Raw genomic sequence first — 21,767 nt, 5'->3', positions numbered from 1 at the left:
AAGGAAAGAAAAGGATTTGTGTATATCTCAATTTTATGTTTTTTGCAGGAGGTATATCGATTGAAGAAATTATTGCGTATCGTAATGATTACAATTTTAATTTTAGCTGTTGATTTATACGGGAAATTACTCGTTTCACAATATATATTAACCCCTTCTCAATCAAAGCAAGAAAATAAAATTGTGAAAAAGAAAAAACAAGTAAATGAAGACTCTTCTGATACGGTTTTAAATATGATTGGTGGGGACTCTGAAAATTTATTAGCAAAATGGGGCGAACCTTCTCGAATAGAACCATCTGCTTACGGATATGAATGGTGGGTATACAATCAAGATTTAGCTCAGTATGTTCAATTTGGGGTTGCTGAACGTAAAATTGTAACGGCGTATGTCGCTGGTGAGCAAGTTAAGGTGCCACCTTATTATATAAATGAAAAGTATGAAGATGTGTATAAAAAGAATCCACTTTCTCATGAGATTTCGTTAAAAAGAGGAAAGAATAGTTATCAATTTGAGTTATCTGATACCGAAGTGATGGAACAACCATTAGTACCAGTAGAAGATGGTTGGGCACAATTATATTTTGATCATTTTACGCATGAGCTTGTCGGTGTTCGTTATATGGATGACGAAACGTTATTGCGTCAAAGACCGTATCAGCTCGTTTATTCGGGTGAATTATTAGCAGAACAACCATTAACTCCAGATAAAATGAAACAAATAGAGAATGGGAATATGCAACAAATTTTTGATTTAACAAATATTATTCGAAGTCGTCATAATTTACCGTTATTAGCGTGGGACCAACAAACGGCAGAGGTGGCAATCGGTCATAGTAAAGATATGAAGGATAATAATTACTTTTCACACGATTCACCTACATTAGGTACGTTAGGAGATCGTTTACAGCGCGGGAAAGTAGGATTTCAACTTGCCGGTGAGAACATAGCGGCGCAACATAGTGATGGGGTTGCGGCATTGCAAGGTTGGTTAAATAGTGAGGGACATCGAAAAAATTTATTGAATGAACAATTTACAGGATTAGGTGTTGGCGTATACGATAAGTTTTATACACAAAACTTTATTCGGAAATAAAATGAAACTGTAAATTGTGGATGGGAATCTTCCCCTATGCAAATAGTAGGATAAAAAGGTGCATGAATCGTCTAAAAATAGGCGAACCATGCGCCTTTTTTTTCTTATTATATAGTAGATATACATGAAGAGGTGAGGATTATGCCGACAACAAAAGGACCGTTACATCCATCGGTTCAACAGTTTAAAGAGTTTGTAAACCATCACCCTAAAATGCTTCATGAAGTTCGAAGTGGTCATAAAACTTGGCAACAGTTTTATGAGGAATGGTACTTACTTGGTGAAGAAGATCCAATATGGGCAACTTTTAGACCGGATGGAGCGCCTGCTTTTTCTTCGGTAAAAGAAAAGAAAAAAGAAAATGGAAAAGAAAAGGATACTCGAACTGAAGAGGAAAAAACTGCTGATGTGATGGGGCAAATGCTTTCTTTCTTTAAAAAGTTAGACGTGGAACAAATGCAACATCATTTAGCCAATGTGACGAGTGCTATTGGGAGTGTGCAACAAGTTTTTCAACAATTTCAAGGAAAACGCACGCAGCAAGAAGAGAGTACTTCCGAAAATAATCCATTTTTCTTTCAGAAGGATTAGGAGGAAAGCGGATGAGAGCAGAAATTATGGAGTTTATAAAGGCTGATGAGGATTTATCTCGCTATATTAGGGAGCAACCTTACTGGTATAGAAAACTAACGCGAAACCCTGAAGAAAAAGAGGCATTTGAGTTAGCAGCTATGCAACATTTCAAAAAAACGATACCAGATAAAGTTGAGAAATTTCAAAATCAATTGGCAGTTGCTTCCATTATGATTGATATGTTTCAGTATATGAAGCAGCAAAATGCAACATAATTGGAAGGGAAAACTATGTCCGTCATGCAGAACTTTTGATACAATAGAAGCGGATTATTTAAAAAGGAGTTGCAGCATGAGCATGACGGAAATTTGTTTAGTACGACATGGACAAACTGATTGGAATTTTCAAGAGATTATTCAGGGACGTGAAGATATTCCGCTTAATGAAGTGGGGAAGAAGCAAGCGAGTCAAAGTGCAGCTGCTTTGCAAGCGGAGGCATGGGATATAATTATAAGTAGCCCATTAATTAGAGCGCAAGAAACAGCTAAGGAAATTGCAGAGGCAACTGGATTACAATCAATTTTATTAGATGAGCGATTTGTTGAACGTAATTTTGGTGAAGCTTCTGGGAAGCCAGTTGCGACTGTTAGGGAATTAATTGCAGAAGGTAAAGTAGAAGGTATGGAGCAAGATGAAGAAATTGTAGCTCGTTGTTTTGCTGCGGTAAAAGATGTTGCAGAAACTCATTCTGGCAAACGTATTATTATTGTAGCCCATTCTCATGCGATAAAAGCAATTTTACATGCAATTGCTCCGGAAGATATTTCGTTTAAAACACCGTTAAAAAACGCATGTATTAGTTATGTGAATGAAAATAGTGGGAAGTGGGATGTTGTTAAATACAACATCGCGGAACATATTAATGTATAAATGTGTACTGAAATTATTAAAAAATAGTTAGAATGATATCTTTCTGTTTAGTGAGACACTTCAATTAGTAGTTCTATTCTAAATGTGGTATGATAAATACTCGGAGGTGTCTCTCATGATTGTAGCGACGCTAGAAAGCGTATTAATATTAGATAAGGCAGAGCAGCTTGCAAAAGCGATCATCTGTTCAGATATAGCAGAAGATTACCGTAAATGTTATAAAGACTTGCATGAAGATATGGAAGTTCAGACGTTAATTCAGCAATTTACAGCGATGAAAGAACGATATGAGGAAGTGCAACGTTTCGGTAAATATCATCCTGACTATACTTTCGTTTCGACGAAAATGAGGGAATTGAAGCGTTCTGTAGATTTACATGATAAGATTGCAGCTTTTAAACGAGTAGAAACGGCTTTACAAAAGTTGTTAGATGAAGTTAGTGTAGCAATCGGTTCTGAGGTGTCCTCTTCCATCAAAGTTCCAACAGGAAATCCATTTTTTGATGCTGGTGGCTGTGGTGGCGGTTGTGGTACCGGCGGAGGTTGCGGTTGTAAAAAAACGGGGTAAATCACCCCGTTTTTTAGAAGGTAGAAGAAAACGTATACAGAGTTTGTCCTGTAATGTCATAAATTTCTGATTGGTTTTCATAAAATATAAAATATATGTTTTTAAAAGGAGAAGATGGAGAAGATTATGTTCGGGCAACGACAAAGTATGATTGTTTATTTACATTCATTGAAACATGCCAAGATTTTAAGAAAATATGGTAACATACATTACATATCAAAACGTTTAAAATATGCAGTAGTATATTGTGATATGGAACAAATTGAGCATATGATGCAAAAGTTGAACAAACTTCCTTTTGTGAAAAAGATAGAACAGTCGTACCGCCCGTATTTAAAAACGGAATTTGAAAATTCACGTCCTGATCGGGCAAAAGAATACGATTATAGCTAATAGAAAAAATCCCCTGCTAATTTTAACAGGGGATTTTTTATTTGAAATAACACATTATTTCATTGGAGGAATAAAATTATTCATTCGTAAAATACCAATTAAATGATTGAAAAACAGTTCTTTTTCTGGGAAAGTTGTGGATGGTTTTACCGTAAAGGTAGTCACTTTTTTTCCAAGTTGTTCTGCCGTTTCTTCAAATAAAATGACGCGTTTACTTTTTTTATTTTCAAGTACAGGAATGCCTTCACGACATATGTATAATGGTTGGAAATCACCAGTAGTAGTTGGTTTTAATATTACAACAAGTGAGCACACTTTTTTTTCATTTTTAATTGTTTCAAATTGTAACATATGTGTTATACGTTCTTGATTTGCTTTGGCAATTTCAAGTAATTCATATAAATCAGAGTAGCCCTCTCCGAGTTCTATAAAGCGTTGAATCATATCTTTTCCTCCTCTTTCTTTTACTGTACCATCTCACTTTTTAAATGAAAAGTAGACAAAGAAAAAAAACCCTGCAAAGCAGGGCCCTTCTTATACTAGCATGTACTAGTAAGAAGGCAAAGGGAGAGGAGAAACCGGAGGAAGAACTTATGGGGAAACGTAAGTCTTCTCCGCGGTTGGCAACAACATCGAAGGTGATGTTGTTATAGTTATTTATGTCCAATCTAAATGAAGATATACATGATGAAATTAAATTTTATGTTGGGCTTTTTATTTTTCTTTTTTTTATTTTATGATAGGATAAAAAAGATAAAGTGAAACGAATAGTTCGTGTTAGCGAATGGTGAGATGAATACATAAAAATGCAGAGCGGTTATTTTAAGCTAAGTTCTTCTAGTCTTCGTTGGAAGATGAATGGAATCGTAAAGTTTGGTAGCGGTTACCGAATGGAGAAGGGCTTTCTATAATTGCTCTATAGATTGAAATAAAGGTAGTGACAACAGATGAGAGTAGTTTCAGGAAAATGTAAAGGACACCCACTTAAAGCGGTGCCAGGTAATACAACACGTCCAACGACTGATAAAGTAAAAGAATCCATTTTTAATATGATAGGACCTTATTTTGATGGGGGTGTCGCTCTTGATTTATTTGGTGGTAGCGGTGGTCTTGGAATCGAAGCTATAAGTAGAGGGATTGATAAAGCGATTTTTGTTGATCGAGACAATAAAGCGATAAAGGTAATCCATCAAAATTTAGAAAGTTGTAGAATACAGGAACAAGCTGAAGTATATCGGAATGATGCAGAACGTGCGATAAAAGCACTTATAAAACGTGAAATATCATTTGATCTTATATTAATTGATCCTCCATATAAAGATCAAAAAATTGTATCTTTAATTAGTGTAATGGATCAACATGGATTGCTACATAACGATGGTTTAATTATGGCGGAGCATGGTAATGATGTAGTTTTACCTGAGGCTATAGGAAGACTTGTAAAAGTGCGAGCTGAAAATTATGGCATTACAGCGATATCGATTTATAAGTATGAAGGTGAGGGGACGGAATGACAAGTATAGCTATTTCTTCGGGAAGTTTTGATCCAATTACCCTTGGGCATCTGGATATTATTAAAAGGGGAGCAAAAGTATTTGACGAGGTATACGTAGTAGTTTTAAACAACTCGTCAAAAAAACCGTTCTTTTCAGTGGAAGAGCGTTTAGATTTAATTCGAGAAGCAACAAAGGATATTCCTAATGTCAAAGTAGATTCACATAGTGGACTATTAGTTGAGTATGCAAAAATGCGTAATGCGAACGCGATTTTACGTGGGTTACGCGCAGTTTCTGATTTTGAATATGAGATGCAAATTACTTCTATGAATCGAAAGTTAGATGAAAACATTGAAACCTTTTTTATTATGACAAACAATCAATACTCATTTTTAAGCTCGAGCATTGTGAAAGAAGTTGCGAGATATGGAGGAAGTGTAGTAGATCTTGTACCTCCTGTTGTAGAACGTGCTTTAAAAGAAAAGTTTCAAACCCCGTTAAAGTGAACGGGGTTTTTCTTTGTTGCTCCGAAAAAATAATAAGATGACATATACATATAAGCAAAATAATGTAAATATCGGTCCGTAGTGTATAAAAGATGTCCAAAATTCATGCAGAATAGAAGAATGATTCGATAAAAAGACAGGGATATCTTTTTGCATAGGTGAGAAAGAGCTTACTTTTTCATAAAATGGTTTCCAAAATATAAAAGTAAAAATAGGGGCAAGAATACTTTGGATAATTCGTGCGAAAAAATAGGGCTTAAATCTAATGTCTGTTTCAGCTAATATGCTAGCGACTTGTGCCTGAATAGAAAGGCCGCTAAATGCTAAAATAAAGCTTGTTACCATAGCTTGCTGCAGGAGGGGTGTTTCAGTTATTTGACTAATCATTTGGCTTCCAAGTGTCATTTCAAACATGCCAGATAATATTGGGATACTAAATTCAGTAGTTAGTTGGAAGAATGATAAAATATGTTGCATAATAAAAGAAAGGGCTGCTGTAATATGAAATACAGTAATCATTTTATTTAAAACAGAGAATAAAATAATAAATCCACCAATCATAAGTAGCGTTTGAATAGAAGAAACGATAGCGTCCCCAAGTAATTTTCCTATTGGTCTTTTTTCTTGCATACGTGTCTCGTGTAGAATTGAAAAAGGGTTTTGAAAAGGGTGTTTTTTAGTAACATGTTTATCATGCGTGGAACTGTTGTTATTGCCATAAAAACGCATCAGTAACCCGACAGCAAAATTACTTACATAATGTGCAGCAGCTAATACGATTCCTAATTTCGGATTATTGAAAAAACCGATAGAAACAGCGCCAAAAATAAAAAGTGGATTGGATGAGTTTGTAAAAGATACGAGGCGCTCTGCTTCAATTTGTGTTAGCTGATTGCTTTTGCGCAGTCTAGCGCTTAATTTGGCGCCAGCGGGAAAGCCTGAAGCCATTCCCATTGCCCAAACAAATCCGCCTATTCCTGGAACGCGGAAAAGTGGTCGCATAAGTGGTTCTAATATAACGCCTATAAATTTTACAACACCAATACTAATGAGAAGTTCGGCAATGATGAAAAACGGTAAAAGTGAAGGGAATACAACTTCCCACCATATATTTAACCCTCGAATGGAAGCTTGTAAAGCAGCTTGGGGGTGGAGTACAAGAGAAAAGGTTAAAAAAAGTGTTGATATGGTAAGGAAAGCCGTTTTCCATTTTTCATACATGTAAGTAAATCCCCCTTTGTCCCAAAAAACGTTCATTTCAGTATACGTGGATACGTAGTGAATTTAGACCATAAGTATGAAAAAGGAACGAAAAAAATTAAAGGGTGAGAAAAGTGAAAGAACCGAAAATTGGCTTAGCTCTTGGATCTGGGGGCGCAAAAGGTTTTGCTCATATTGGTGTTATAAAGGTTTTAAGGGAAAATGATATACCGATTCATATGATTGCAGGAAGTAGTATGGGGGCTTTAGTAGGTACATTTTATGCGGCTAGTTCAAACGTTGAAAGACTGTATAAACTGGCAAATGTTTTTAAGAGGAAATATTATTTAGATTTTACGGTTCCGAAAATGGGATTTATTTCTGGAAAACGTGTCAAAGATATGATTAAAATGTTTACATATAATAAAAATTTAGAAGAATTAGATATCCCGACGGCTGTTGTGGCTACTGATATCTTAAAGGGGGAAAAAGTAGTTTTTACAAGTGGTCCAGTTGCAGAGGCGGTGAGAGCAAGTATTTCTGTACCTGGAGTGTTTGTGCCAGAGAAAATAGATGGACGATTATTGGTAGATGGCGGAGTAATTGATCGCATCCCAGTATCGGTTGTGAAAGAGTTAGGTGCCGATATTGTCATTGCTGTTGATGTATCCCCGATTAAAGTAAATGGAGAGGTTACGTCTATTTATGATGTAATTATGCAGAGTATTGAAATTATGCAACATGAGCTTGTGATAAATCGGCAAATTGCATCTGATTTAATGATGCGACCAGCTGTAGAACAATTTAGTTCCCGGGCTTTTACAAACATTGAAGACATTATTCGAGTTGGAGAGGTAGAAGCGGAAAAGCATGTTGCAAATATTCATTTATTAATTGAGCAGTGGAAGGAGAAACATAATGTTTAAGCGTTTTCGGTTTATATATGCAATTTTAATAGGGGTTATATTGGCAATGTTACTTGTTTATGTACGTCTGCCGTATTATGTAACGAAACCAGGAATGGCTGCCAAATTAGAGCCTTACGTTCAAGTTGAAGGGGGAACAAAAGAATCAGGTGATTTTATGCTTGTTACGGTTTCAATGGGACCGGCAAATGTAGTGAATTTAATAGCGGCACAGTTTAATAAATATACACATATTTCAAAAGCGGAAGAAATATTGCAAAAAGGTGAAAGTGATGAAGAATATCAATTTCGCCAAAATTATGCGATGAAAGATTCGCAAAATGCAGCGATTTATAATGCTTATAAACGTGCAAATCGTACTGTTTCTTTTGAAAATAAAGGTGTGTTGGTTGCTGGTGTAGCGAAAGGGATGCCTTCAGAAGGAAAGCTTAAACTTGGAGATGTTATCATTGCCGTCGACGGAAAAACATTTGAAAAGACAGAACAATTTATTGAATATATGACAGGGAAAAAAGAAGGAGATACAGTAAATATTGAGTACAAGAGGGATGGGAAACAGTTAAAAGAAAATTTAAATGTAAAGACTATTCCGAATGGAAATGGACGTGTTGGTATAGGTGTTTCTATCGTTACGGAAAGAGAATTAGTGGTAGATCCGAAAGTGAAAATTGACTCTCATGAAATAGGCGGACCATCGGCAGGCCTAATGTTTACATTAGAAATATATAATCAACTGGTGGAAGATGATTTAACAAGAGGGCATGAAATAGCTGGAACAGGGACGATCAATGAAAAGGGAGAAGTTGGCCCGATTGGCGGTATTCAGCAAAAAGTGGTTGCTGCAAGTGATGCTGGTGCTGAAGTGTTCTTTGCACCAAATGAAAAAGGTGCAGAGAAATCGAATTATAAAGATGCACTTGAGGCTGCGAAAGATATTAAAACGAAAATGAAAGTTGTGCCAGTTGATACGTTGGATGATGCATTAATGTATTTGGAAAAAATGGGCAATAAATAAAAAAATCTCTCTTTTTCAGAGAGATTTTTTTATAGGAATTTTGCAGTTGTTTCATCGTAACGAATTGGGTGATGTGTTGCATCTTGTTTTAGTAGTTGTGTTCGTAATGGTTCTTGTATGATGGAGAAATATACAGAATTGGCTTTTCGATCTATGTGTAAAGTAGGATGGTCAAATGTTTTTGTATGGGTAAGGATTGGAAGCTCTATTTTTTTCTTGTTTTTTGAAAGGTACGTTTGTCCTTTTTGTGACATGCCTAATAGACGAATGTATGGTGCATGTTGCTCTATATTTGCGCAATGTATTTCTTCTTTTGTTGTATTTGTTAAAATATGTGTACAAGCTCTTTGTAATCTAGTCCACGTATAACGTTTCGTTTTTAACGCTTCCATGAATGAATGGAAGGAGGAACTGGTTTGTATTTTTGATAAAATACGATGCTCTAAACCTTCCTCAATTTCATATATATGTCGTAAGTCTTCTGGAGACATCGTCATAAGCTTGTATTTAAAAAATGAAAAGTATTGTTCCCAATTATGTAATGTCCCGTAGTTTTGTTTATAACTCGCTAAAAGAGAAGCAGTCGCTTTTGGGATGAAAGGCTCAATTTCTGTAAAGGAACTATTTTCACTAAAAAGTTGTTTGCGAATACTTGTTGCGCTTGCAATATGTTGGTCGTTAAATGTTTCATCATGATAATGAGATGCAAATCTTTTTATCGTTTGTGCTTGCATAGAACTATTTTGCATTAGAATTGCTTTTATGTATTGGAAGCCTAAAATGTTATTTGGTTGAGACATGTCTATATTTTTTTCAGAAGATAAAATGTGTAGGAAAGCTTCAGATGTAGCTTTTGCGTAACTATTACCTGCGTTCATAAATTGCTTTACAAGACGATTAAAAGTTTCTTCTTCATTTTTCTGCACAGAGATGGTGTTATAAAAATTTTCGATTTGTCCATCTTCACTGCCGAAACAAATTTCAGAAACATGTAGGGCGTTTAAAATAGAAATAGCGCCATTTGCAAAGGTTTCGGCCTTTTGCGTTGAAAAGGCATAAGGAAGCTCTACAACGAGGTCTACACCGCATGCTAAGGCCATTTTGGTACGATACCATTTGGATACGAGTGCTGGCTCACCACGTTGTAAAAAAGGGCCACTCATAACAGCGATTGTAATATCAGAGTGTGTTAACTTTTTTGTTTGTTGCACATGATAAGCATGACCGTTATGAAAAGGGTTATATTCAACAACAATACCACTGGCTTTTATGGTAATCTCTCCTTTCGATGTAGCATCTTTTTGAAAAACGTGATACTCTATATATTATTTACTATGATGACTTCATTATAGTGTAAAGAAAAAACTTACACTATAAATGCATTATATCACTTATACCGCAGGGTTTAATCATCTTGTTTTTCCTCGTTGACCACTTTTTGACCACGTTGACCACTTTTAAGTACATTTCCTAGCATTTCAGTTACTTCAATTTGACGTTCTTCATAAACATCAGTATAAATATTTAAAGTTGTAGAAACATTTGTATGACCAAGCAATTTTGAAACAACCTTTGCATTTGCGCCAGAATCGATTAAAATAGTTGTAAACGTTCTTCGGATATCGTGGAATCTAATATACGGTACGTCAATTGCTTCGCACAAAGCTTTCATTTGGTAGCGTATCGTATATGGATGCACGATTTTTTTATTTCTTGTGCAAATTAACAAGTCGAAAGAGTTCTCCTTCTTATGACTTTGATATTCTAACAACTCTCCCATTAATTCTTCTGTCATCGGGATTATACGATTAGATGCTTCAGTTTTTGTCTCACCTAATTCATACTTTCCATCAACAAGCGTTAATGTTCTTTGTACATGAATAGTCTTGTTTTTGAAATTAATATCATCCCACTGTAAAGCTAATACTTCTCCGATCCGCATGCCTGTATGCAAAGCTAAAACAAAAGCAATATAGTAGCTTCCTTGTATTTTTGCATACTCCATAAACTTCATCGCTTCTTCAACTGTCCAACTAGCTTGCGCTTTCTTTTTTACTTTCGGACGTTTTGCTTTCTTAGCAGGATTAGAGTTAATCATCTCTAATTCTACGCCTTTATCAAGAATTTGTTTTAACATAACATCAACAGATGAAATGTATTTTGTAGTTAGACCCTCTTTAAGCAACTTCTGATGAAAATTATGCACGGTTAGAGGTTTTATATCTGATAACCTCTTCTCGCCGAATTCAGGCATTACACGCGAGCGTAGAATGCGTTTGTACTGATACAATGTTGATGGTCTACATGATGATTCTTTCTCTTGCATCCAGATTTCTACGAGCTGGGAAAAGCGAATATCACTATTCTCATAATCTCCATTTGCTAAATCATTTGTTACCCTAGCCACTTCTTCTTGAGCAGCTTTCTTTGTTTTAAAACCACCTTTAGTGATTTGTTTCCGTTTACCTGTGATAGGGTCTTTGCCGACATCCATGGTAAAAGACCACTTCTCACCACGTTTACGAAAGTATGCCATGATTTTTCACCTCGTCATAGTCGTTTTCTAGATACAAGCTGTGATATGTGGTAGTGGTATAAGAAATGATAGCATGTAAGCCTAATTTCTGTAAAAGGAAATTTACAGATATAAAAGAAGTGAGCTACAATATTTGTATATTAAATAAAGGAGGGGAAAATATGGAGGAATTCACAAAGGACCCTGGTGGTCACAGAGTAGCTGATCCTGGTGTAGGTTGGCATAACGAACCAGGTGGTGGTGGTGGTTGGAAATACGACGAAGATCCAGGAACAGGATGGAAACCAATTTATGGTCCGGGGACAGGTATATAAAAGAAAGGGGAGAGTGAGATTATGAAAGGTTACATAAAAGACCCAGGAGGTTCAAAGGTAATTTCTGATCCAGGAGGAACAGGTGGGGGTCCATTATTACTTGATCCAGGTAATGGGGGCACAGGATTAAAAATAGAACCAGGTGGACATAGAATGAATGAGCCAGGTGGTGGAGGTTTAAAGAATAATACTGATCCAGGAGGATGGTAATTATGTTATTATCCTCTAAAGAATCACAGGAACCTGGTACAGGATGGAAGTTATACGATCCGGGGACAGGAATGGGTAGTATTTTCGATCCAGGTCCAGGCGGGGGATATACAAAAGATCCAGGCACAGGAATATAAAAAAAGAGAGCTAAGCGCTCTCTTTTTTTGTTGATGAAAATTTGTTAATTTTTACCGTTGCGATTGGAAATGTTTTCTACTACAATCGACTCATAACAACTCTTTTTTCTCATTTAAGAATTGCGTGTAAAACTTGAGTTGTTTACAGAACTGTTCTCGTTGGGATTCATCCAGGCCTGCGAAAACCGTTTGAATTTCATCGAGAACATCCTCTAATTGTTTTTCACTTGTCGTGAATTTCCGACCCATTAGTGTATCGACAGAGATATTAAAGAATGACGCGATACGGTCCAATGAATCCAAATCCGGCTCATTAAAATTAGTTTCCAAATTACTAATTTGGCTACGGCTTAATTGGACTTTATCGCCGAATTCAGCTTGCGTTAAAGCACGAGAGTTCCTAAATTTTTTTAAATTTTCTCCAAATGTATTCATGTCTTTATTATAAATAAGGCATTATTTTTAGACTATATATACCAAGTAATTTGTCTTAAATATTATATTTGCGTGGTTTTTTGGACTTAACTTAAAAATAAACTAGAACATGCGTTCTTTTGATGGTAAAATATTCTTAGTGAAAAATAGAATTTTAGAAAAAAACTTTCTCAACATGATTTGACTATAAAAGGAATGAAGATTCTAAATCTTGTGATAAACTGATTTTAAATATAAAAATAAGAACAAAAAAGACCCATAGCGCAGCAAAAGTAGTGTGCAGCCACTCTTATGCTGTTCCCCTAATACGGTAGGGAAAACGCTTGCCATGAGTCAGCTCAAGTATAACATATTAAATTTAAAAAAACTTAAATGGTATAGTTTTTCTATTGAGAAAATTCAGGGAAGGTGTCTCGCGTTCAAAGGAGGCTTCGTTATGAATAAAGTATCTGGTTTAGGTGGTATTGTTTTAGATGATGAATTAAATTCAGTAAAGCTTTCAAAAATCACGAATTTATCGCAATCAAATTTATGGAAAACACTAAACGGAAAAGTACCTATGACTTTCGCAAAGTTAGTTAAGATATTAAGTGGTCTTGAATCTGAAGAACAGAAGATGGAAATAGTAAAAGAGTTTTTAAAGTATACAGATAAAGAAGCGGATATAAGAACTGCAATGTATTATTTATATCAGTCAGGTTATACGGAATTACTTCATGAACTTGTTGAGAAGAATTATAAACAATCTGTAACTAATAATTACAGAGATATATTCCGAGTTTGTTTAGATAGACAAACTCAATCATTGAGATCGGGAGCGTTTCTTAAAGAAATCGAAACAGTACGTACAAAAGTGAATTTAAATAAAACAGGTGTGAATATTCTTGTGAATACCTTAAGCGTATATGGTTATTTTGATTTAGGGGCATATAATGTATTAACTGTTCTCCAAGGAATTATTCAAGAGAAAATTGATGAAATGCCAAAAGGCTTAGAAAAGACATTGAACGAAGTGGAATTAAATATAATCTGTGCATATGCAAGTTTAATGCAAGACGAAGTAAAAACAGCAAGGGAATTATTACTGCATGTACTAGATAAACAAGAGATTCCACGTTTATTGAAAGCTACAGCACTTAGTATTTTTGCTGAGAGTTATATTTTCAGTAATCCTGATAAAGCATTGTATTTTTTTGAATTATCGCTTTCAGAATTAAGAAAGATTAAGAATAACAAATCATTACTAAAAAGAAAATTAGTGGAAAATACAACGGATTTTTGTTGTATTATTCATAATATTCCTGTAAAATTAGAATATATACATGACGACGCTGAAATTGCGTTACAGTGCATTCGTCAAAACAAGAACAGTGAAGCTTGCAAAATATTAAATCAAATCAGCAATCGAACTGCAACTCAAGATTTCTATTTATCGATTGCGACGAATGATGAAGAATTGAGAAGAAAGGCATATCATCGATTCTTAAAGGACGGAAACTTATTCTACATAAAAATTTTTGATATTTTAAAGTGAGGGACAGTGAGAATGAAAAAAATAATTGCTAGTGTAGTTATTACATGTGCGCTCGCATTATCAGTGTTATCGATTAGTTCGGTACCAGCTAAAGATAATCAAGCGGCAGGAAAAGTAAAAGAAGTACAACTAATGAAAATGGATCCAGGTACTTTAGGATAATAAATAAATGAAAATGCCATTGCATCTAAGGGTGCAATGGCATTTCGTACGTTTAAGGGGTTATTCATTTTCTACATTTTGATATTTTTGAATAATTAAGGATGATGGGGGAACCGACGATGGAAAATGTACTAGAGAGCACATTATGGGAAATGTTAAAATTAGGAGTATTAACTACAGATGAGAATGAAAAAAAATTGGTAGAGAATATAAAAAATAGAGTTAAAAAAGAAAAAAATGATTGTTAGCCCAATTGCTGACAATCATTTTTTGTTATGGCCTACAGCAGCCTTCATCATATCTAGTAACATATCTTGCTTTTCTTTTGGCATTTTTTCTAACATGTCAATTAGCTCGTTAAATTCTTTTCTTAATTCAGTGAACTGAACTGCATTTAATTCTGGATCATCAGATCGACCTAATAAATAATCGACAGATACGTTTAATACATCTGAAATGATAACTAAAGTTTCATTAGATGGCGAACTATAGCCTGTTTCATAATTAGAAATTGTAGTTTTTGTTACTTTAGTCTCTGAATCCATCTTTTCTTTTATCTTTAACGCTAATGCATCTTGTGTTAATCCACGTTTTTTTCTAGAAAGTTTTATCCTTTGCCCTAAAATAGTCATAAATTCACCCCATATATATTATATCCAAAACTGTAAACTGTTTTTCTAATTTGAAAGTACAACTAAATTGTACTTTGTTTGTAAAAGTTTTGCATTAGTTTTTTGAAACTTTGTTTAAAAATCCAAAAAACTCAAATATTATTATTGACAGTACAAAAAACTTGGATATATAATGAGTGTAACAAGTTCAAGAAAGTTGGATTTTAGGAGGTGTCATCATGGGAAAGAAACGACATAATTTAATTAAAGCTCGCAAACGTAAAAATTTTACCCAGGAACAACTAGGGGCATTGATAAATAAACAGAAAACGGTAATCAGTAATTGGGAAACTGGTTACGCAACTCCAACATTAGATGATGCAATGCAAATAGCGCAAATATTAGAAGAAGATATTTATAATCTTTTTTCAGGTGTAGAAGTTCAAGAAAATCAAACTTTATTTTAAAAAGTTCAATTGTAAGATGAATTAAATAAAAAATGAAAAGGGGCTAAAAACATGTACCAAATAAAACAATTACCATTCTCACTGAAAGCAGAGGATGTACAAGAATTCTTAAATATTTCCCGATCAGCAGCATATGCACTTATGAAGAGAAAGGATTTCCCAACAATTGTGATTGGAAAAAGTAAACGGGTTAAAGCGGAAGATTTTCTTAAATGGGTAGAAGCACAAAAGGTGGGAGCAAATGCTAGTTAAAATAAATTTCGGATTTTTAACAAAATTACCGTTTGATAAATAAGGAGGTGATTTAGTGGAAGATACAACGTCGTTAGTAGTATTCGCAATGTTTATCGCAGTTAGTATATTGCTACTTTACATTACTTACGAACCAATAAAACGATGGGCTTGGAGTGATGTAAAACAAAATAAAAAGACCCATGGCAGTGGGTCCTTTAGAAAAAATAAGTTGTTATAAGTATATCACGGAAAGTTAGGAAATAGTACATGCATTTAACTGAATATCAAGTGCTATTACCTAATAAATTTTGGGATTTAGCAAAAAGCAAAGAAGAATTAAAACAAATGGTTGAAAAGTATTTCAGCGTTGGTTATCCGCATTATGAAATTCAACGAATAATCAAAAGTGGACAAGCGTATATAGCGGTTTGCGTAAGGAGGTAAGGAATATGTCTGAAGTAAAAGTGAAGTGGATTAAACTTTCAACAACAATGTTTGAGGATGAAAAAATACGTTTAATAGAGAGTATGCCTGAAGCTGATACATTGTTAATAATTTGGATTAAGTTGTTGGCTCAAGCTGGTAAGACAAATGCAAGTGGGTATATCTTTCTGAACGAGAATATCCCATATACGGAGGATATGCTAGCAACACTTTTTAATCGACCTTTAAATACAGTTCGAATGGCACTAAGTGTATTCAAGAAATTCGGAATGATTGATATTGATGATAATCATTACATCAATGTTGTTAATTGGGGAAACCATCAGAATCTAGACCGTTTAGAAAAGATTAAGGAAGACACTAGAAAACGCGTAGCGGCACATCGAGAAAGAAAAAAACAAAAAACACTTAGTTGTAACGTTACATGTAACGAAGAAGTAACGGACATAGATAAAGATTTAGATAAAGATTTAGATAAAGATTTAAAAGAAAAACATAGTCCTGAAATCATTCAGGACAACGCTCAACATATTCCATATCAAGAAATTGTTGATTATCTCAACATAAAAGCAAAAACCAATTATAAACATACATCTAAAAAAACACAGGATCTAATCAAAGCAAGGTGGAAAGAAGGGTTCGAATTATCTCATTTCCAACAAGTAATTGATACTAAAACTTCACAATGGATCGGCAACACAGAAATGTGTGGATACTTGAGACCAATCACATTATTTGGAACTAAATTTGAAAGTTATTTAAATGAAAAACCAAGTAAGGAATCTCATCAACAATACGGTAATCACATAGATATTCCGGGGTTTAAAGGGAACATGCCATTTTAACGAGGTGAACAGAAATGCAAAAAATGCAGAAATCATTTGAAAAGATAGCGGCATTAGAATTTGCAGATGAATATTGCGAAAACCATACATTTAGTAAAGGTGGACAAGTAACTGTAAAGCCAGTAAGAAAGATAATTGATAAAAATGATGGTTCAATTTATTGCCCAAGATGCAAAGTAGAACAGCAGGATTCAATCCTATTTCAGCAAGCAAACAATTACTATAAGAAGATCAATAGAGAACGACAGAAGAATCTTCTTTTTAAACATAGTGTTATCGAAAATCAGTCAATTACAGAATCAAGGCTAGAATCATATGAAACGGATTGCCCGGAAACTAAAGCAAATAAGAAAAAAGCTATAGCAATTTTGGAGCGTATTAAAAAGGGTGAAACTCTAAACGTGTATATTGCAGGAATTCAAGGTGTAGGGAAAAGCCATTTAGCTTATGCGATGCTATACGAATTAGTAAGACACTATTGGACAATCTCTGATGGCGAAGCACTTAACGATGAATACGCATTTAAGGAAATGAAAAGTTGTTTGTTTGTAGAGATAGAGAAACTAATTCGTTTAATACAAGACTCATTTCGAAATAAGGAGTCAAAATACACGATGGATTATTGTATTAGTTTGATGGTCGATGCGGATTTTCTGGTTATTGATGATTTAGGAGCTGAAAGTGGCTCTATGAATAGAAACGGAGAAGCGAGCGATTTTGTTCATAAAATACTTTACGGTGTTGCTAATGGACGGCAAGGAGCAAACAAAACAACGATTACTACATCAAATTTATCAAGTAAGCAGCTATTTCAAAAATATGATCCGAAATTAGCGAGTAGGTTGTTAAATGGAGTATCCAAAGATGAAACAATCGTGTTTAAAACAACAACAGATAAAAGAATTTTAAATTTAGATATTGGTTTCTAAGGAGGAATAAGCATGTGTGTATTATGTCGTAATACAGGAATTATTCGTAAAGAAACATATCCAGGTGTAACTCTAACGGAAGGTTGTAACTGTGAAGTAGCAAAGCAACAGCAAGAGGAAAACGATAAGCGTTGGCAAGCATGGTTAATAAAATTTGAATCAATGAAACAAGAATTAGAAAGAAGCAAACAACAAAAAGTTAGTTAACAAGGGGGAAGAAAGCCATGAAAAATACAGGTGTTGCAAGAAAAGTTGATGAGTTAGGTCGTGTGGTAATTCCGGTAGAGTTACGCAGAACTTTGGGGATTGCTGAAGGAACAGCATTAGACTTTCATGTTGATGGGGAAAACATCGTTTTAAGAAAACATGAAAAGTCATGTTTTGTAACAGGTGAAGTTTCTGAATCAAACATGGAATTGTTGGGCGGTCGAATGTTTTTGAGTAAGGCGGGAGCAAATGAGTTACTTGATGCTCTTGAAAAGAGTGTGAAGGTACATGCCTAAGCAACTAAATATTTTCGATGTAGAGCCAGCGATTTGTGAGTTCGATGTAATGAAAGCCAATGTAAAAAAAGGAAATGGACGCGTTACATATACAGATGTACGTGTCCAAGTTCCAAGAAATGCAAAGGGTACGGATGAGTTACCACGCACAACTAAACAAGATGATCGTTATGACATCTTTGAACAATATGTAATGGCAATTTGGAGGTTTCAACGAGCTGTAGATAAGTTTTTTAGTTGGGATACAGCGGAAGAGTTATGTAAGGCAGCAAGGGATAAAAAAGAAATTATCCCGGTAAGGATTTATTTAGGAAGTGGCTTTAAACCTGATGTTGTCGAGTACATGCGGTAGTAAAAGGGAGAGGGACATATGAAAAAAATAGAAATTGATGTTAGTAGCAACAAGCTTTTAATAGTAAAGGATGGAAATGTAACAGCGGTAAATCCACCAATGAGCGGATTTGGTGAACAAGTCGCGGTTTGGGTAAACGGTAAAGTTGATCGTGTGGATACTAAGTTTACTGAAAAGATAAAATAATCATTTTTAGAAAGTAGGTTCGCTTATGAGTGTAGCAAGAAATCATGAAGCGATGAAAGAAACGCGGTTAAAAATATACATTGCTTTAGAAGAAGCTAACTTCATTTGGGATGAAAGAGATGTAGTTCGTTTTCGTGAAATGTGGAGTCAAGGTATGAGTTTACCAAAGATGGCAAAAGCATTAAGGAGGCACCAAGCGGAGGTGGCGCTTCTTGTAATAGATCAGGCTGATAAGTATTTAATTGAAAATCGTCCGATAGGATTAGGAATTTGCTAAATAGGAAGGGGAAAACAAAATGAACATTATGGAAAATGGTGTATTAGAAGCAACTAAATTAATTAGCGAAGCGAGACAAGAAGGTCAAGTTATAAAAGAAGCTACAGTTTTACAAATTGCAAGTATTTTATCAATCGGTGAATTAAACGATTATCAGGAAGCAACTTTACGTACTTGGAATAACAAAACTGATTTTGGAGGACGTGTTTCAAATGCGGCGCTAGGGCTTACGGGAGAAGCGGGTGAAGTTGCTGATATTGTTAAAAAAGCAATTTATCATGGACATGGTTTTCAACCGTCGCATTGTCCAGGAGAAGAGGACGGAAACACTTATAAATTAGCTTTAGAGCTTGGAGATATTCTGTATTATTTATCAATTATGGCGCACGAACTGGGATATACGTTACAAGATATTGCTGAAATGAATATTGCAAAATTAGCTAAAAGATATCCGGATGGATTTAGTCGAGAAGCAAGTCAAGCACGTGTAGATGTGAAGTAAGACCAAATTTGAATTTTATTAAGAAATGGGGAGCGGAAAATGAAAAAGAAAATAATTGCAGGTTTAATGTCTATTATAGCAATAACGGGTTTAGCGGGTTGTAGTACAGAAGCAGATACAGTTTCACAAAATTTATCTAAATCAGCTGATTCATTTGAGGTTCAACGAAGAGTAGTGTTCTTCAATGGTATAACTGATAAATACCTCTTAAGTATTGAGGGATTATGCGCTTTAGACGCTGGTGATGGGAAAAAGATAACTGTAACTTGCAAGACTGGTGATGGTAAATATAAGAAACATTACCTTGGATTAAGTGATAATGTGAGTTACTTCATAGAACAAACAGATGCTAAATACGAAGATGCATACCATTACAAAGTACTTTTTAGACCGGAAGAAATTATTCCAGATATTAAGTTGCAGACAAGTAATAAATAAATTACCTTTATGAGTTTATATGATGAAGTTTTGAAGAGTAAAACTAAACAAAAGCGTTATTCTACAGAAAAAGAGCAGCTAGCGCTGGCTAACTATCTTGTCATAAAACAAAATAAATCCAGATAAATGGAACAAGAATTATAATACTACAAGATAAAAATAAAGGGTGTAATAAAATTTTCTTCATGAATTTTCACCTTTCAAGTATGTTGTTCTAGTTTGTAAATTAACATTTTGTATTCTATAGACTCATTAATTTTTTTACTATTTAAAAGTATGACAATAACCTTACAAATTTGTAAGACTTCAAAAATAGTTAGATTAAAATTAAATAAAATAGTTATTTTGTGATGAATAAATAAAAGAACCCGCTGGTTATAAACGAGTTCTTCGTAACAGGTGCACCAGGAACACCAGGAAGCTGGTCCAGAGCAATCTAGGTATTCACTTGGATGATATTACTATATGTAAAATGGGGAAAACGGTTAATGAAATTTAAACAAAATTCTTATTGTATGACCAAAAATAAAAGAACCCGTTTGCTATAAACGGATTCTTCTCTCAAGGTCTGCAAGAAATTCAAGGTAACTGGACCAGAGCACCATATTGAATTTCTTATGATATTAATGTATTCAAAGAAATCTAAAAGATGAATGGGAATTAAATAAAATCTTTATTTTGAAAAAGGAGCTACAAATTATGAAAGAACAAATTAAAAAGAATTTTACTTATCATCCGCCAAAAGAGGGACAAATAGAAAAGTTTGTAGATATTAGAAATGAAGCTTTACATTTCGCAAATTTGATTGATGGATCATGTCCGAATAGTCGCGAGAAATCATTAGCTTTAACAAAACTCGAAGAAGCTGTTTTTTGGGCTAATGCAAGCATTGCAAGGAATTAATTAATACAAAAACGTTGTTTTGGAGGGGAATGGAACGGATGAGACATACAAGAAATGGACAAATGGTTAAATTGGGTCATAAGAACTTTAAGTATGTAGCTAATAATAAAATTTCATTAATGCGTAAAATCGGATATAAGTGTTTTGGTAAAGGCAGTAAGTAAGACAAAAACGTTATTTAGACATAAAAAAAGAGCACATATATATTGTGCTCTTGGACAAGAAAGGTAGATTTCTATGAGTGGAGAGTTTCTCCATACAATAACATATGCTTGTCCAGTTAAAAGGTGAAAAGTATTTTTCGAAACCAACAATAAATGAATAGAGCGCCTTGGGAGAAATAAAACGAAAACTTTATTTGAAAGTAAATAAAAAAGAGCACACATATAAGTGTGCTTTTAGCCTAAAAGGTTTGAACGTATGGACTGGAGTGCCCCATACAATAATATATGCTTGTCTGATTTAAGGGTGCAAAGTTTTTTATAAAAACGCTATTTGAATAAAAATAAGTTAGATAAGATGAGAATAGTCATCTCTTATGCTGGGGAGGTTAACGGATATCCAAATTAATTAAGGGTGATAATATGCTAAAAAATAAGGTTATTAGTTTGTTTTTTGGAATTATAGTAGCAGTTTCATTTTTAAATCCGTTAGATACCAAAGCAGTTAATACTGATGATCAAGATTTTTATGATTCTTATAATACTTTATTAGCACCATATGCAAGTCAAGTTATCAGAAATAGGCTGGGTCCAGATCACCAGTATAGTTTAACGGACGCAAAAATTTTAAAAGTTGAACGATTTCCAAAAGAAAACTTTAGTTTTATCGTTACAGTTCAATATGAAACTTATACAGGGGCTCATAACCCTCCGAATGGCATAGAAACCATTACTTTTAATATAAATCCAAGTGGAGTAAAGGTTGTAAATTTTGTTCATAAAGATACTTAAAGAAAAAGTGATATTCTTCATACATTGATGAGAAGAATATTTAAATTGATAAATATTTTGTAAGGAATGAAAAAGAGCACTGTGAAAAGTGCT

The 21,767-nt window shown here is 34.4% G+C and carries 37 protein-coding genes; 31 read left to right on the top strand and 6 right to left on the bottom strand.

Annotated features, from left to right (window positions below; all coding sequences use genetic code 11):
• The first annotated feature begins 60 nt into the window (after window positions 1-60).
• The 6 genes from ACTFR9_RS12065 (at window position 61) to ACTFR9_RS12040 (ending at window position 3,559) form a co-directional block, all read left to right on the top strand.
• A complete protein-coding gene (locus ACTFR9_RS12065; protein ID WP_000735391.1) occupies window positions 61-1,095 on the top strand; it encodes a CAP domain-containing protein in 1,035 nt (344 codons plus the stop codon).
• A gap of 141 nt (window positions 1,096-1,236) precedes the next feature.
• Window positions 1,237-1,686 (top strand): YlbD family protein, encoded by a 450-nt coding sequence (locus ACTFR9_RS12060; protein ID WP_001143326.1) that lies wholly within the window; start codon window positions 1,237-1,239, stop codon window positions 1,684-1,686.
• Between the two features lie 11 nt (window positions 1,687-1,697).
• Window positions 1,698-1,943, top strand: a complete 246-nt coding sequence (locus tag ACTFR9_RS12055) for a YlbE-like family protein (RefSeq protein ID WP_001200990.1) — start codon at window positions 1,698-1,700, stop codon at window positions 1,941-1,943.
• Window positions 1,944-2,025: 82 nt separating this feature from the next.
• A complete protein-coding gene (locus ACTFR9_RS12050) occupies window positions 2,026-2,598 on the top strand; it encodes a histidine phosphatase family protein (RefSeq protein WP_001998138.1) in 573 nt (190 codons plus the stop codon).
• A 115-nt stretch (window positions 2,599-2,713) separates the two neighbouring features.
• A complete protein-coding gene (locus tag ACTFR9_RS12045; protein WP_000634351.1) occupies window positions 2,714-3,166 on the top strand; it encodes a YlbF family regulator in 453 nt (150 codons plus the stop codon).
• 126 nt (window positions 3,167-3,292) lie between these two features.
• Window positions 3,293-3,559 carry a YlbG family protein gene (locus ACTFR9_RS12040; protein ID WP_002080814.1) on the top strand — a complete coding sequence of 89 codons (267 nt, stop codon included), beginning with the start codon at window positions 3,293-3,295 and terminating at the stop codon, window positions 3,557-3,559.
• 54 nt (window positions 3,560-3,613) lie between these two features.
• Here the strand turns inward: ACTFR9_RS12040 and ACTFR9_RS12035 are convergent, their stop codons facing one another.
• Window positions 3,614-4,003 (bottom strand): DUF7147 family protein, encoded by a 390-nt coding sequence (locus tag ACTFR9_RS12035; protein ID WP_000616011.1) that lies wholly within the window; start codon window positions 4,001-4,003, stop codon window positions 3,614-3,616.
• A gap of 503 nt (window positions 4,004-4,506) precedes the next feature.
• Between ACTFR9_RS12035 and rsmD the strand changes: the two genes are divergently transcribed.
• Complete coding sequence (gene rsmD / locus ACTFR9_RS12030; protein ID WP_001266987.1) at window positions 4,507-5,073, top strand: 16S rRNA (guanine(966)-N(2))-methyltransferase RsmD; 567 nt, start codon at window positions 4,507-4,509, stop codon at window positions 5,071-5,073.
• Window positions 5,070-5,561 carry a pantetheine-phosphate adenylyltransferase gene (gene coaD / locus ACTFR9_RS12025; RefSeq protein WP_000200598.1) on the top strand — a complete coding sequence of 164 codons (492 nt, stop codon included), beginning with the start codon at window positions 5,070-5,072 and terminating at the stop codon, window positions 5,559-5,561. Before rsmD ends, coaD begins: the two co-directional genes overlap by 4 nt.
• On the opposite strand, the gene ylbJ is transcribed toward coaD, so the two are convergent.
• On the bottom strand, window positions 5,553-6,782 hold the full coding sequence (gene ylbJ, locus ACTFR9_RS12020; protein WP_000273104.1) for a sporulation integral membrane protein YlbJ: 1,230 nt from the start codon (window positions 6,780-6,782) through the stop codon (window positions 5,553-5,555). The genes coaD and ylbJ overlap by 9 nt on opposite strands.
• Before the next feature lie 113 nt (window positions 6,783-6,895).
• Here ylbJ and ACTFR9_RS12015 point away from each other — a divergent pair, with 113 nt between their 5' ends.
• Both ACTFR9_RS12015 and ACTFR9_RS12010 read left to right on the top strand, forming a co-directional pair.
• Entirely contained in the window at window positions 6,896-7,687 is a 792-nt protein-coding gene (locus ACTFR9_RS12015) for a patatin-like phospholipase family protein (RefSeq protein ID WP_000662598.1), read from the top strand.
• Window positions 7,680-8,702: a SepM family pheromone-processing serine protease gene (locus ACTFR9_RS12010; RefSeq protein ID WP_000476307.1), complete on the top strand. Its 1,023-nt coding sequence runs from the start codon at window positions 7,680-7,682 to the stop codon at window positions 8,700-8,702. The genes ACTFR9_RS12015 and ACTFR9_RS12010 overlap by 8 nt, the downstream gene beginning before the upstream one ends.
• A 29-nt stretch (window positions 8,703-8,731) precedes the next feature.
• Here ACTFR9_RS12010 and ACTFR9_RS12005 read toward each other — a convergent pair whose 3' ends face one another.
• A complete protein-coding gene (locus ACTFR9_RS12005; RefSeq protein WP_162837648.1) occupies window positions 8,732-9,973 on the bottom strand; it encodes a nucleotidyltransferase in 1,242 nt (413 codons plus the stop codon).
• A gap of 134 nt (window positions 9,974-10,107) precedes the next feature.
• Window positions 10,108-11,238 carry a site-specific integrase gene (locus ACTFR9_RS12000; RefSeq protein WP_100632398.1) on the bottom strand — a complete coding sequence of 377 codons (1,131 nt, stop codon included), beginning with the start codon at window positions 11,236-11,238 and terminating at the stop codon, window positions 10,108-10,110.
• 161 nt (window positions 11,239-11,399) lie between these two features.
• Here ACTFR9_RS12000 and ACTFR9_RS11995 point away from each other — a divergent pair, with 161 nt between their 5' ends.
• From ACTFR9_RS11995 to ACTFR9_RS11985, 3 genes are read left to right on the top strand one after another with little or no spacing between them, the layout of a single operon-like run.
• The gene (locus ACTFR9_RS11995) at window positions 11,400-11,552 is read left to right on the top strand and encodes a hypothetical protein (RefSeq protein WP_440048982.1); all 153 of its coding nucleotides are present in this window, start codon (window positions 11,400-11,402) and stop codon (window positions 11,550-11,552) included.
• Window positions 11,553-11,573: 21 nt separating this feature from the next.
• Entirely contained in the window at window positions 11,574-11,762 is a 189-nt protein-coding gene (locus tag ACTFR9_RS11990) for a hypothetical protein (protein ID WP_061529018.1), read from the top strand.
• Between the two features lie 2 nt (window positions 11,763-11,764).
• The gene (locus ACTFR9_RS11985; RefSeq protein ID WP_440048981.1) at window positions 11,765-11,899 is read left to right on the top strand and encodes a hypothetical protein; all 135 of its coding nucleotides are present in this window, start codon (window positions 11,765-11,767) and stop codon (window positions 11,897-11,899) included.
• Between the two features lie 90 nt (window positions 11,900-11,989).
• On the opposite strand, the gene ACTFR9_RS11980 is transcribed toward ACTFR9_RS11985, so the two are convergent.
• Window positions 11,990-12,334, bottom strand: coding sequence for a helix-turn-helix domain-containing protein (locus tag ACTFR9_RS11980; protein ID WP_061529020.1), 345 nt, complete (start codon window positions 12,332-12,334; stop codon window positions 11,990-11,992).
• Window positions 12,335-12,770: 436 nt separating this feature from the next.
• Here ACTFR9_RS11980 and ACTFR9_RS11975 point away from each other — a divergent pair, with 436 nt between their 5' ends.
• From ACTFR9_RS11975 to ACTFR9_RS11965, 3 genes are all read left to right on the top strand, one after another.
• On the top strand, window positions 12,771-13,868 hold the full coding sequence (locus tag ACTFR9_RS11975) for an AimR family lysis-lysogeny pheromone receptor (protein ID WP_440048980.1): 1,098 nt from the start codon (window positions 12,771-12,773) through the stop codon (window positions 13,866-13,868).
• Between the two features lie 12 nt (window positions 13,869-13,880).
• Window positions 13,881-14,030: a hypothetical protein gene (locus ACTFR9_RS11970; protein WP_098946781.1), complete on the top strand. Its 150-nt coding sequence runs from the start codon at window positions 13,881-13,883 to the stop codon at window positions 14,028-14,030.
• Between the two features lie 119 nt (window positions 14,031-14,149).
• Complete coding sequence (locus ACTFR9_RS11965) at window positions 14,150-14,278, top strand: hypothetical protein (RefSeq protein ID WP_255256518.1); 129 nt, start codon at window positions 14,150-14,152, stop codon at window positions 14,276-14,278.
• Window positions 14,279-14,293: 15 nt separating this feature from the next.
• On the opposite strand, the gene ACTFR9_RS11960 is transcribed toward ACTFR9_RS11965, so the two are convergent.
• Window positions 14,294-14,662 carry a helix-turn-helix domain-containing protein gene (locus ACTFR9_RS11960; RefSeq protein ID WP_098946780.1) on the bottom strand — a complete coding sequence of 123 codons (369 nt, stop codon included), beginning with the start codon at window positions 14,660-14,662 and terminating at the stop codon, window positions 14,294-14,296.
• Window positions 14,663-14,880: 218 nt separating this feature from the next.
• On the opposite strand from ACTFR9_RS11960, the gene ACTFR9_RS11955 reads away from it, so the two are divergent.
• The 15 genes from ACTFR9_RS11955 (at window position 14,881) to ACTFR9_RS11885 (ending at window position 21,674) form a co-directional block, all read left to right on the top strand.
• A complete protein-coding gene (locus tag ACTFR9_RS11955) occupies window positions 14,881-15,108 on the top strand; it encodes a helix-turn-helix transcriptional regulator (RefSeq protein ID WP_098946779.1) in 228 nt (75 codons plus the stop codon).
• Between the two features lie 51 nt (window positions 15,109-15,159).
• Window positions 15,160-15,360 carry a helix-turn-helix domain-containing protein gene (locus ACTFR9_RS11950; RefSeq protein WP_000284332.1) on the top strand — a complete coding sequence of 67 codons (201 nt, stop codon included), beginning with the start codon at window positions 15,160-15,162 and terminating at the stop codon, window positions 15,358-15,360.
• 55 nt (window positions 15,361-15,415) lie between these two features.
• Window positions 15,416-15,580 (top strand): hypothetical protein, encoded by a 165-nt coding sequence (locus ACTFR9_RS11945; RefSeq protein WP_229131222.1) that lies wholly within the window; start codon window positions 15,416-15,418, stop codon window positions 15,578-15,580.
• A 29-nt stretch (window positions 15,581-15,609) separates the two neighbouring features.
• A complete protein-coding gene (locus ACTFR9_RS11940; RefSeq protein ID WP_229131221.1) occupies window positions 15,610-15,786 on the top strand; it encodes a hypothetical protein in 177 nt (58 codons plus the stop codon).
• A gap of 5 nt (window positions 15,787-15,791) precedes the next feature.
• Window positions 15,792-16,631 carry a phage replisome organizer N-terminal domain-containing protein gene (locus tag ACTFR9_RS11935; protein WP_229131220.1) on the top strand — a complete coding sequence of 280 codons (840 nt, stop codon included), beginning with the start codon at window positions 15,792-15,794 and terminating at the stop codon, window positions 16,629-16,631.
• A gap of 14 nt (window positions 16,632-16,645) precedes the next feature.
• Window positions 16,646-17,560 (top strand): AAA family ATPase, encoded by a 915-nt coding sequence (locus ACTFR9_RS11930; RefSeq protein WP_229131219.1) that lies wholly within the window; start codon window positions 16,646-16,648, stop codon window positions 17,558-17,560.
• Window positions 17,561-17,572: 12 nt separating this feature from the next.
• The gene (locus ACTFR9_RS11925) at window positions 17,573-17,767 is read left to right on the top strand and encodes a hypothetical protein (RefSeq protein ID WP_088667796.1); all 195 of its coding nucleotides are present in this window, start codon (window positions 17,573-17,575) and stop codon (window positions 17,765-17,767) included.
• A gap of 17 nt (window positions 17,768-17,784) precedes the next feature.
• The gene (locus ACTFR9_RS11920; RefSeq protein WP_073536188.1) at window positions 17,785-18,063 is read left to right on the top strand and encodes an AbrB/MazE/SpoVT family DNA-binding domain-containing protein; all 279 of its coding nucleotides are present in this window, start codon (window positions 17,785-17,787) and stop codon (window positions 18,061-18,063) included.
• Window positions 18,056-18,415 carry a hypothetical protein gene (locus tag ACTFR9_RS11915; protein WP_001125952.1) on the top strand — a complete coding sequence of 120 codons (360 nt, stop codon included), beginning with the start codon at window positions 18,056-18,058 and terminating at the stop codon, window positions 18,413-18,415. Before ACTFR9_RS11920 ends, ACTFR9_RS11915 begins: the two co-directional genes overlap by 8 nt.
• Window positions 18,416-18,433: 18 nt before the next feature.
• The gene (locus ACTFR9_RS11910; RefSeq protein ID WP_000717826.1) at window positions 18,434-18,601 is read left to right on the top strand and encodes a DUF3954 domain-containing protein; all 168 of its coding nucleotides are present in this window, start codon (window positions 18,434-18,436) and stop codon (window positions 18,599-18,601) included.
• Window positions 18,602-18,626: 25 nt separating this feature from the next.
• Window positions 18,627-18,878: a helix-turn-helix domain containing protein gene (locus ACTFR9_RS11905; protein ID WP_073536187.1), complete on the top strand. Its 252-nt coding sequence runs from the start codon at window positions 18,627-18,629 to the stop codon at window positions 18,876-18,878.
• A gap of 19 nt (window positions 18,879-18,897) precedes the next feature.
• Window positions 18,898-19,380 carry a nucleoside triphosphate pyrophosphohydrolase family protein gene (locus tag ACTFR9_RS11900; RefSeq protein ID WP_073536186.1) on the top strand — a complete coding sequence of 161 codons (483 nt, stop codon included), beginning with the start codon at window positions 18,898-18,900 and terminating at the stop codon, window positions 19,378-19,380.
• A 39-nt stretch (window positions 19,381-19,419) separates the two neighbouring features.
• Window positions 19,420-19,818: a hypothetical protein gene (locus ACTFR9_RS11895; protein ID WP_000726815.1), complete on the top strand. Its 399-nt coding sequence runs from the start codon at window positions 19,420-19,422 to the stop codon at window positions 19,816-19,818.
• Between the two features lie 699 nt (window positions 19,819-20,517).
• Complete coding sequence (locus ACTFR9_RS11890) at window positions 20,518-20,721, top strand: Acb2/Tad1 domain-containing protein (protein ID WP_000662952.1); 204 nt, start codon at window positions 20,518-20,520, stop codon at window positions 20,719-20,721.
• A gap of 584 nt (window positions 20,722-21,305) precedes the next feature.
• Window positions 21,306-21,674, top strand: a complete 369-nt coding sequence (locus ACTFR9_RS11885) for a DUF3888 domain-containing protein (protein ID WP_000916755.1) — start codon at window positions 21,306-21,308, stop codon at window positions 21,672-21,674.
• Window positions 21,675-21,767: the final 93 nt, after the last annotated feature.

The sequence above is a fragment of the Bacillus cereus group sp. MYBK222-1 genome (assembly GCF_051916425.1).
In the GTDB taxonomy this organism is placed as follows: domain Bacteria; phylum Bacillota; class Bacilli; order Bacillales; family Bacillaceae_G; genus Bacillus_A; species Bacillus_A paranthracis.
This window is presented reverse-complemented; position numbering and strand designations above follow the sequence as displayed.

Coding starts and splice junctions, on each gene's coding strand:
- ACTFR9_RS11920 (WP_073536188.1), top strand. CDS start 17,785: ATGAAAAATACAGGTGTTGCAAGAAAAGTTGATGAGTTAGGTCGTGTG.
- ACTFR9_RS12050 (WP_001998138.1), top strand. CDS start 2,026: ATGACGGAAATTTGTTTAGTACGACATGGACAAACTGATTGGAATTTT.
- rsmD (WP_001266987.1), top strand. CDS start 4,507: ATGAGAGTAGTTTCAGGAAAATGTAAAGGACACCCACTTAAAGCGGTG.
- ACTFR9_RS11905 (WP_073536187.1), top strand. CDS start 18,627: ATGAGTGTAGCAAGAAATCATGAAGCGATGAAAGAAACGCGGTTAAAA.
- ACTFR9_RS11950 (WP_000284332.1), top strand. CDS start 15,160: ATGTACCAAATAAAACAATTACCATTCTCACTGAAAGCAGAGGATGTA.
- ACTFR9_RS12010 (WP_000476307.1), top strand. CDS start 7,680: ATGTTTAAGCGTTTTCGGTTTATATATGCAATTTTAATAGGGGTTATA.
- ACTFR9_RS11980 (WP_061529020.1), bottom strand. CDS start 12,334: ATGAATACATTTGGAGAAAATTTAAAAAAATTTAGGAACTCTCGTGCT.
- ACTFR9_RS11925 (WP_088667796.1), top strand. CDS start 17,573: ATGTGTGTATTATGTCGTAATACAGGAATTATTCGTAAAGAAACATAT.
- ACTFR9_RS11895 (WP_000726815.1), top strand. CDS start 19,420: ATGAAAAAGAAAATAATTGCAGGTTTAATGTCTATTATAGCAATAACG.
- ACTFR9_RS11930 (WP_229131219.1), top strand. CDS start 16,646: ATGCAAAAAATGCAGAAATCATTTGAAAAGATAGCGGCATTAGAATTT.
- ACTFR9_RS11970 (WP_098946781.1), top strand. CDS start 13,881: ATGAAAAAAATAATTGCTAGTGTAGTTATTACATGTGCGCTCGCATTA.
- ACTFR9_RS11965 (WP_255256518.1), top strand. CDS start 14,150: ATGGAAAATGTACTAGAGAGCACATTATGGGAAATGTTAAAATTAGGA.
- ACTFR9_RS11940 (WP_229131221.1), top strand. CDS start 15,610: ATGCATTTAACTGAATATCAAGTGCTATTACCTAATAAATTTTGGGAT.
- ACTFR9_RS11915 (WP_001125952.1), top strand. CDS start 18,056: ATGCCTAAGCAACTAAATATTTTCGATGTAGAGCCAGCGATTTGTGAG.
- ACTFR9_RS11955 (WP_098946779.1), top strand. CDS start 14,881: ATGGGAAAGAAACGACATAATTTAATTAAAGCTCGCAAACGTAAAAAT.
- ACTFR9_RS11960 (WP_098946780.1), bottom strand. CDS start 14,662: ATGACTATTTTAGGGCAAAGGATAAAACTTTCTAGAAAAAAACGTGGA.
- ACTFR9_RS11990 (WP_061529018.1), top strand. CDS start 11,574: ATGAAAGGTTACATAAAAGACCCAGGAGGTTCAAAGGTAATTTCTGAT.
- ACTFR9_RS11985 (WP_440048981.1), top strand. CDS start 11,765: ATGTTATTATCCTCTAAAGAATCACAGGAACCTGGTACAGGATGGAAG.
- ACTFR9_RS12055 (WP_001200990.1), top strand. CDS start 1,698: ATGAGAGCAGAAATTATGGAGTTTATAAAGGCTGATGAGGATTTATCT.
- ACTFR9_RS11885 (WP_000916755.1), top strand. CDS start 21,306: ATGCTAAAAAATAAGGTTATTAGTTTGTTTTTTGGAATTATAGTAGCA.
- ACTFR9_RS12000 (WP_100632398.1), bottom strand. CDS start 11,238: ATGGCATACTTTCGTAAACGTGGTGAGAAGTGGTCTTTTACCATGGAT.
- ACTFR9_RS12040 (WP_002080814.1), top strand. CDS start 3,293: ATGTTCGGGCAACGACAAAGTATGATTGTTTATTTACATTCATTGAAA.
- ACTFR9_RS12060 (WP_001143326.1), top strand. CDS start 1,237: ATGCCGACAACAAAAGGACCGTTACATCCATCGGTTCAACAGTTTAAA.
- ACTFR9_RS11910 (WP_000717826.1), top strand. CDS start 18,434: ATGAAAAAAATAGAAATTGATGTTAGTAGCAACAAGCTTTTAATAGTA.
- ylbJ (WP_000273104.1), bottom strand. CDS start 6,782: ATGTATGAAAAATGGAAAACGGCTTTCCTTACCATATCAACACTTTTT.
- ACTFR9_RS11900 (WP_073536186.1), top strand. CDS start 18,898: ATGAACATTATGGAAAATGGTGTATTAGAAGCAACTAAATTAATTAGC.
- ACTFR9_RS11995 (WP_440048982.1), top strand. CDS start 11,400: ATGGAGGAATTCACAAAGGACCCTGGTGGTCACAGAGTAGCTGATCCT.
- coaD (WP_000200598.1), top strand. CDS start 5,070: ATGACAAGTATAGCTATTTCTTCGGGAAGTTTTGATCCAATTACCCTT.
- ACTFR9_RS12035 (WP_000616011.1), bottom strand. CDS start 4,003: ATGATTCAACGCTTTATAGAACTCGGAGAGGGCTACTCTGATTTATAT.
- ACTFR9_RS11975 (WP_440048980.1), top strand. CDS start 12,771: ATGAATAAAGTATCTGGTTTAGGTGGTATTGTTTTAGATGATGAATTA.
- ACTFR9_RS11890 (WP_000662952.1), top strand. CDS start 20,518: ATGAAAGAACAAATTAAAAAGAATTTTACTTATCATCCGCCAAAAGAG.
- ACTFR9_RS11935 (WP_229131220.1), top strand. CDS start 15,792: ATGTCTGAAGTAAAAGTGAAGTGGATTAAACTTTCAACAACAATGTTT.
- ACTFR9_RS12045 (WP_000634351.1), top strand. CDS start 2,714: ATGATTGTAGCGACGCTAGAAAGCGTATTAATATTAGATAAGGCAGAG.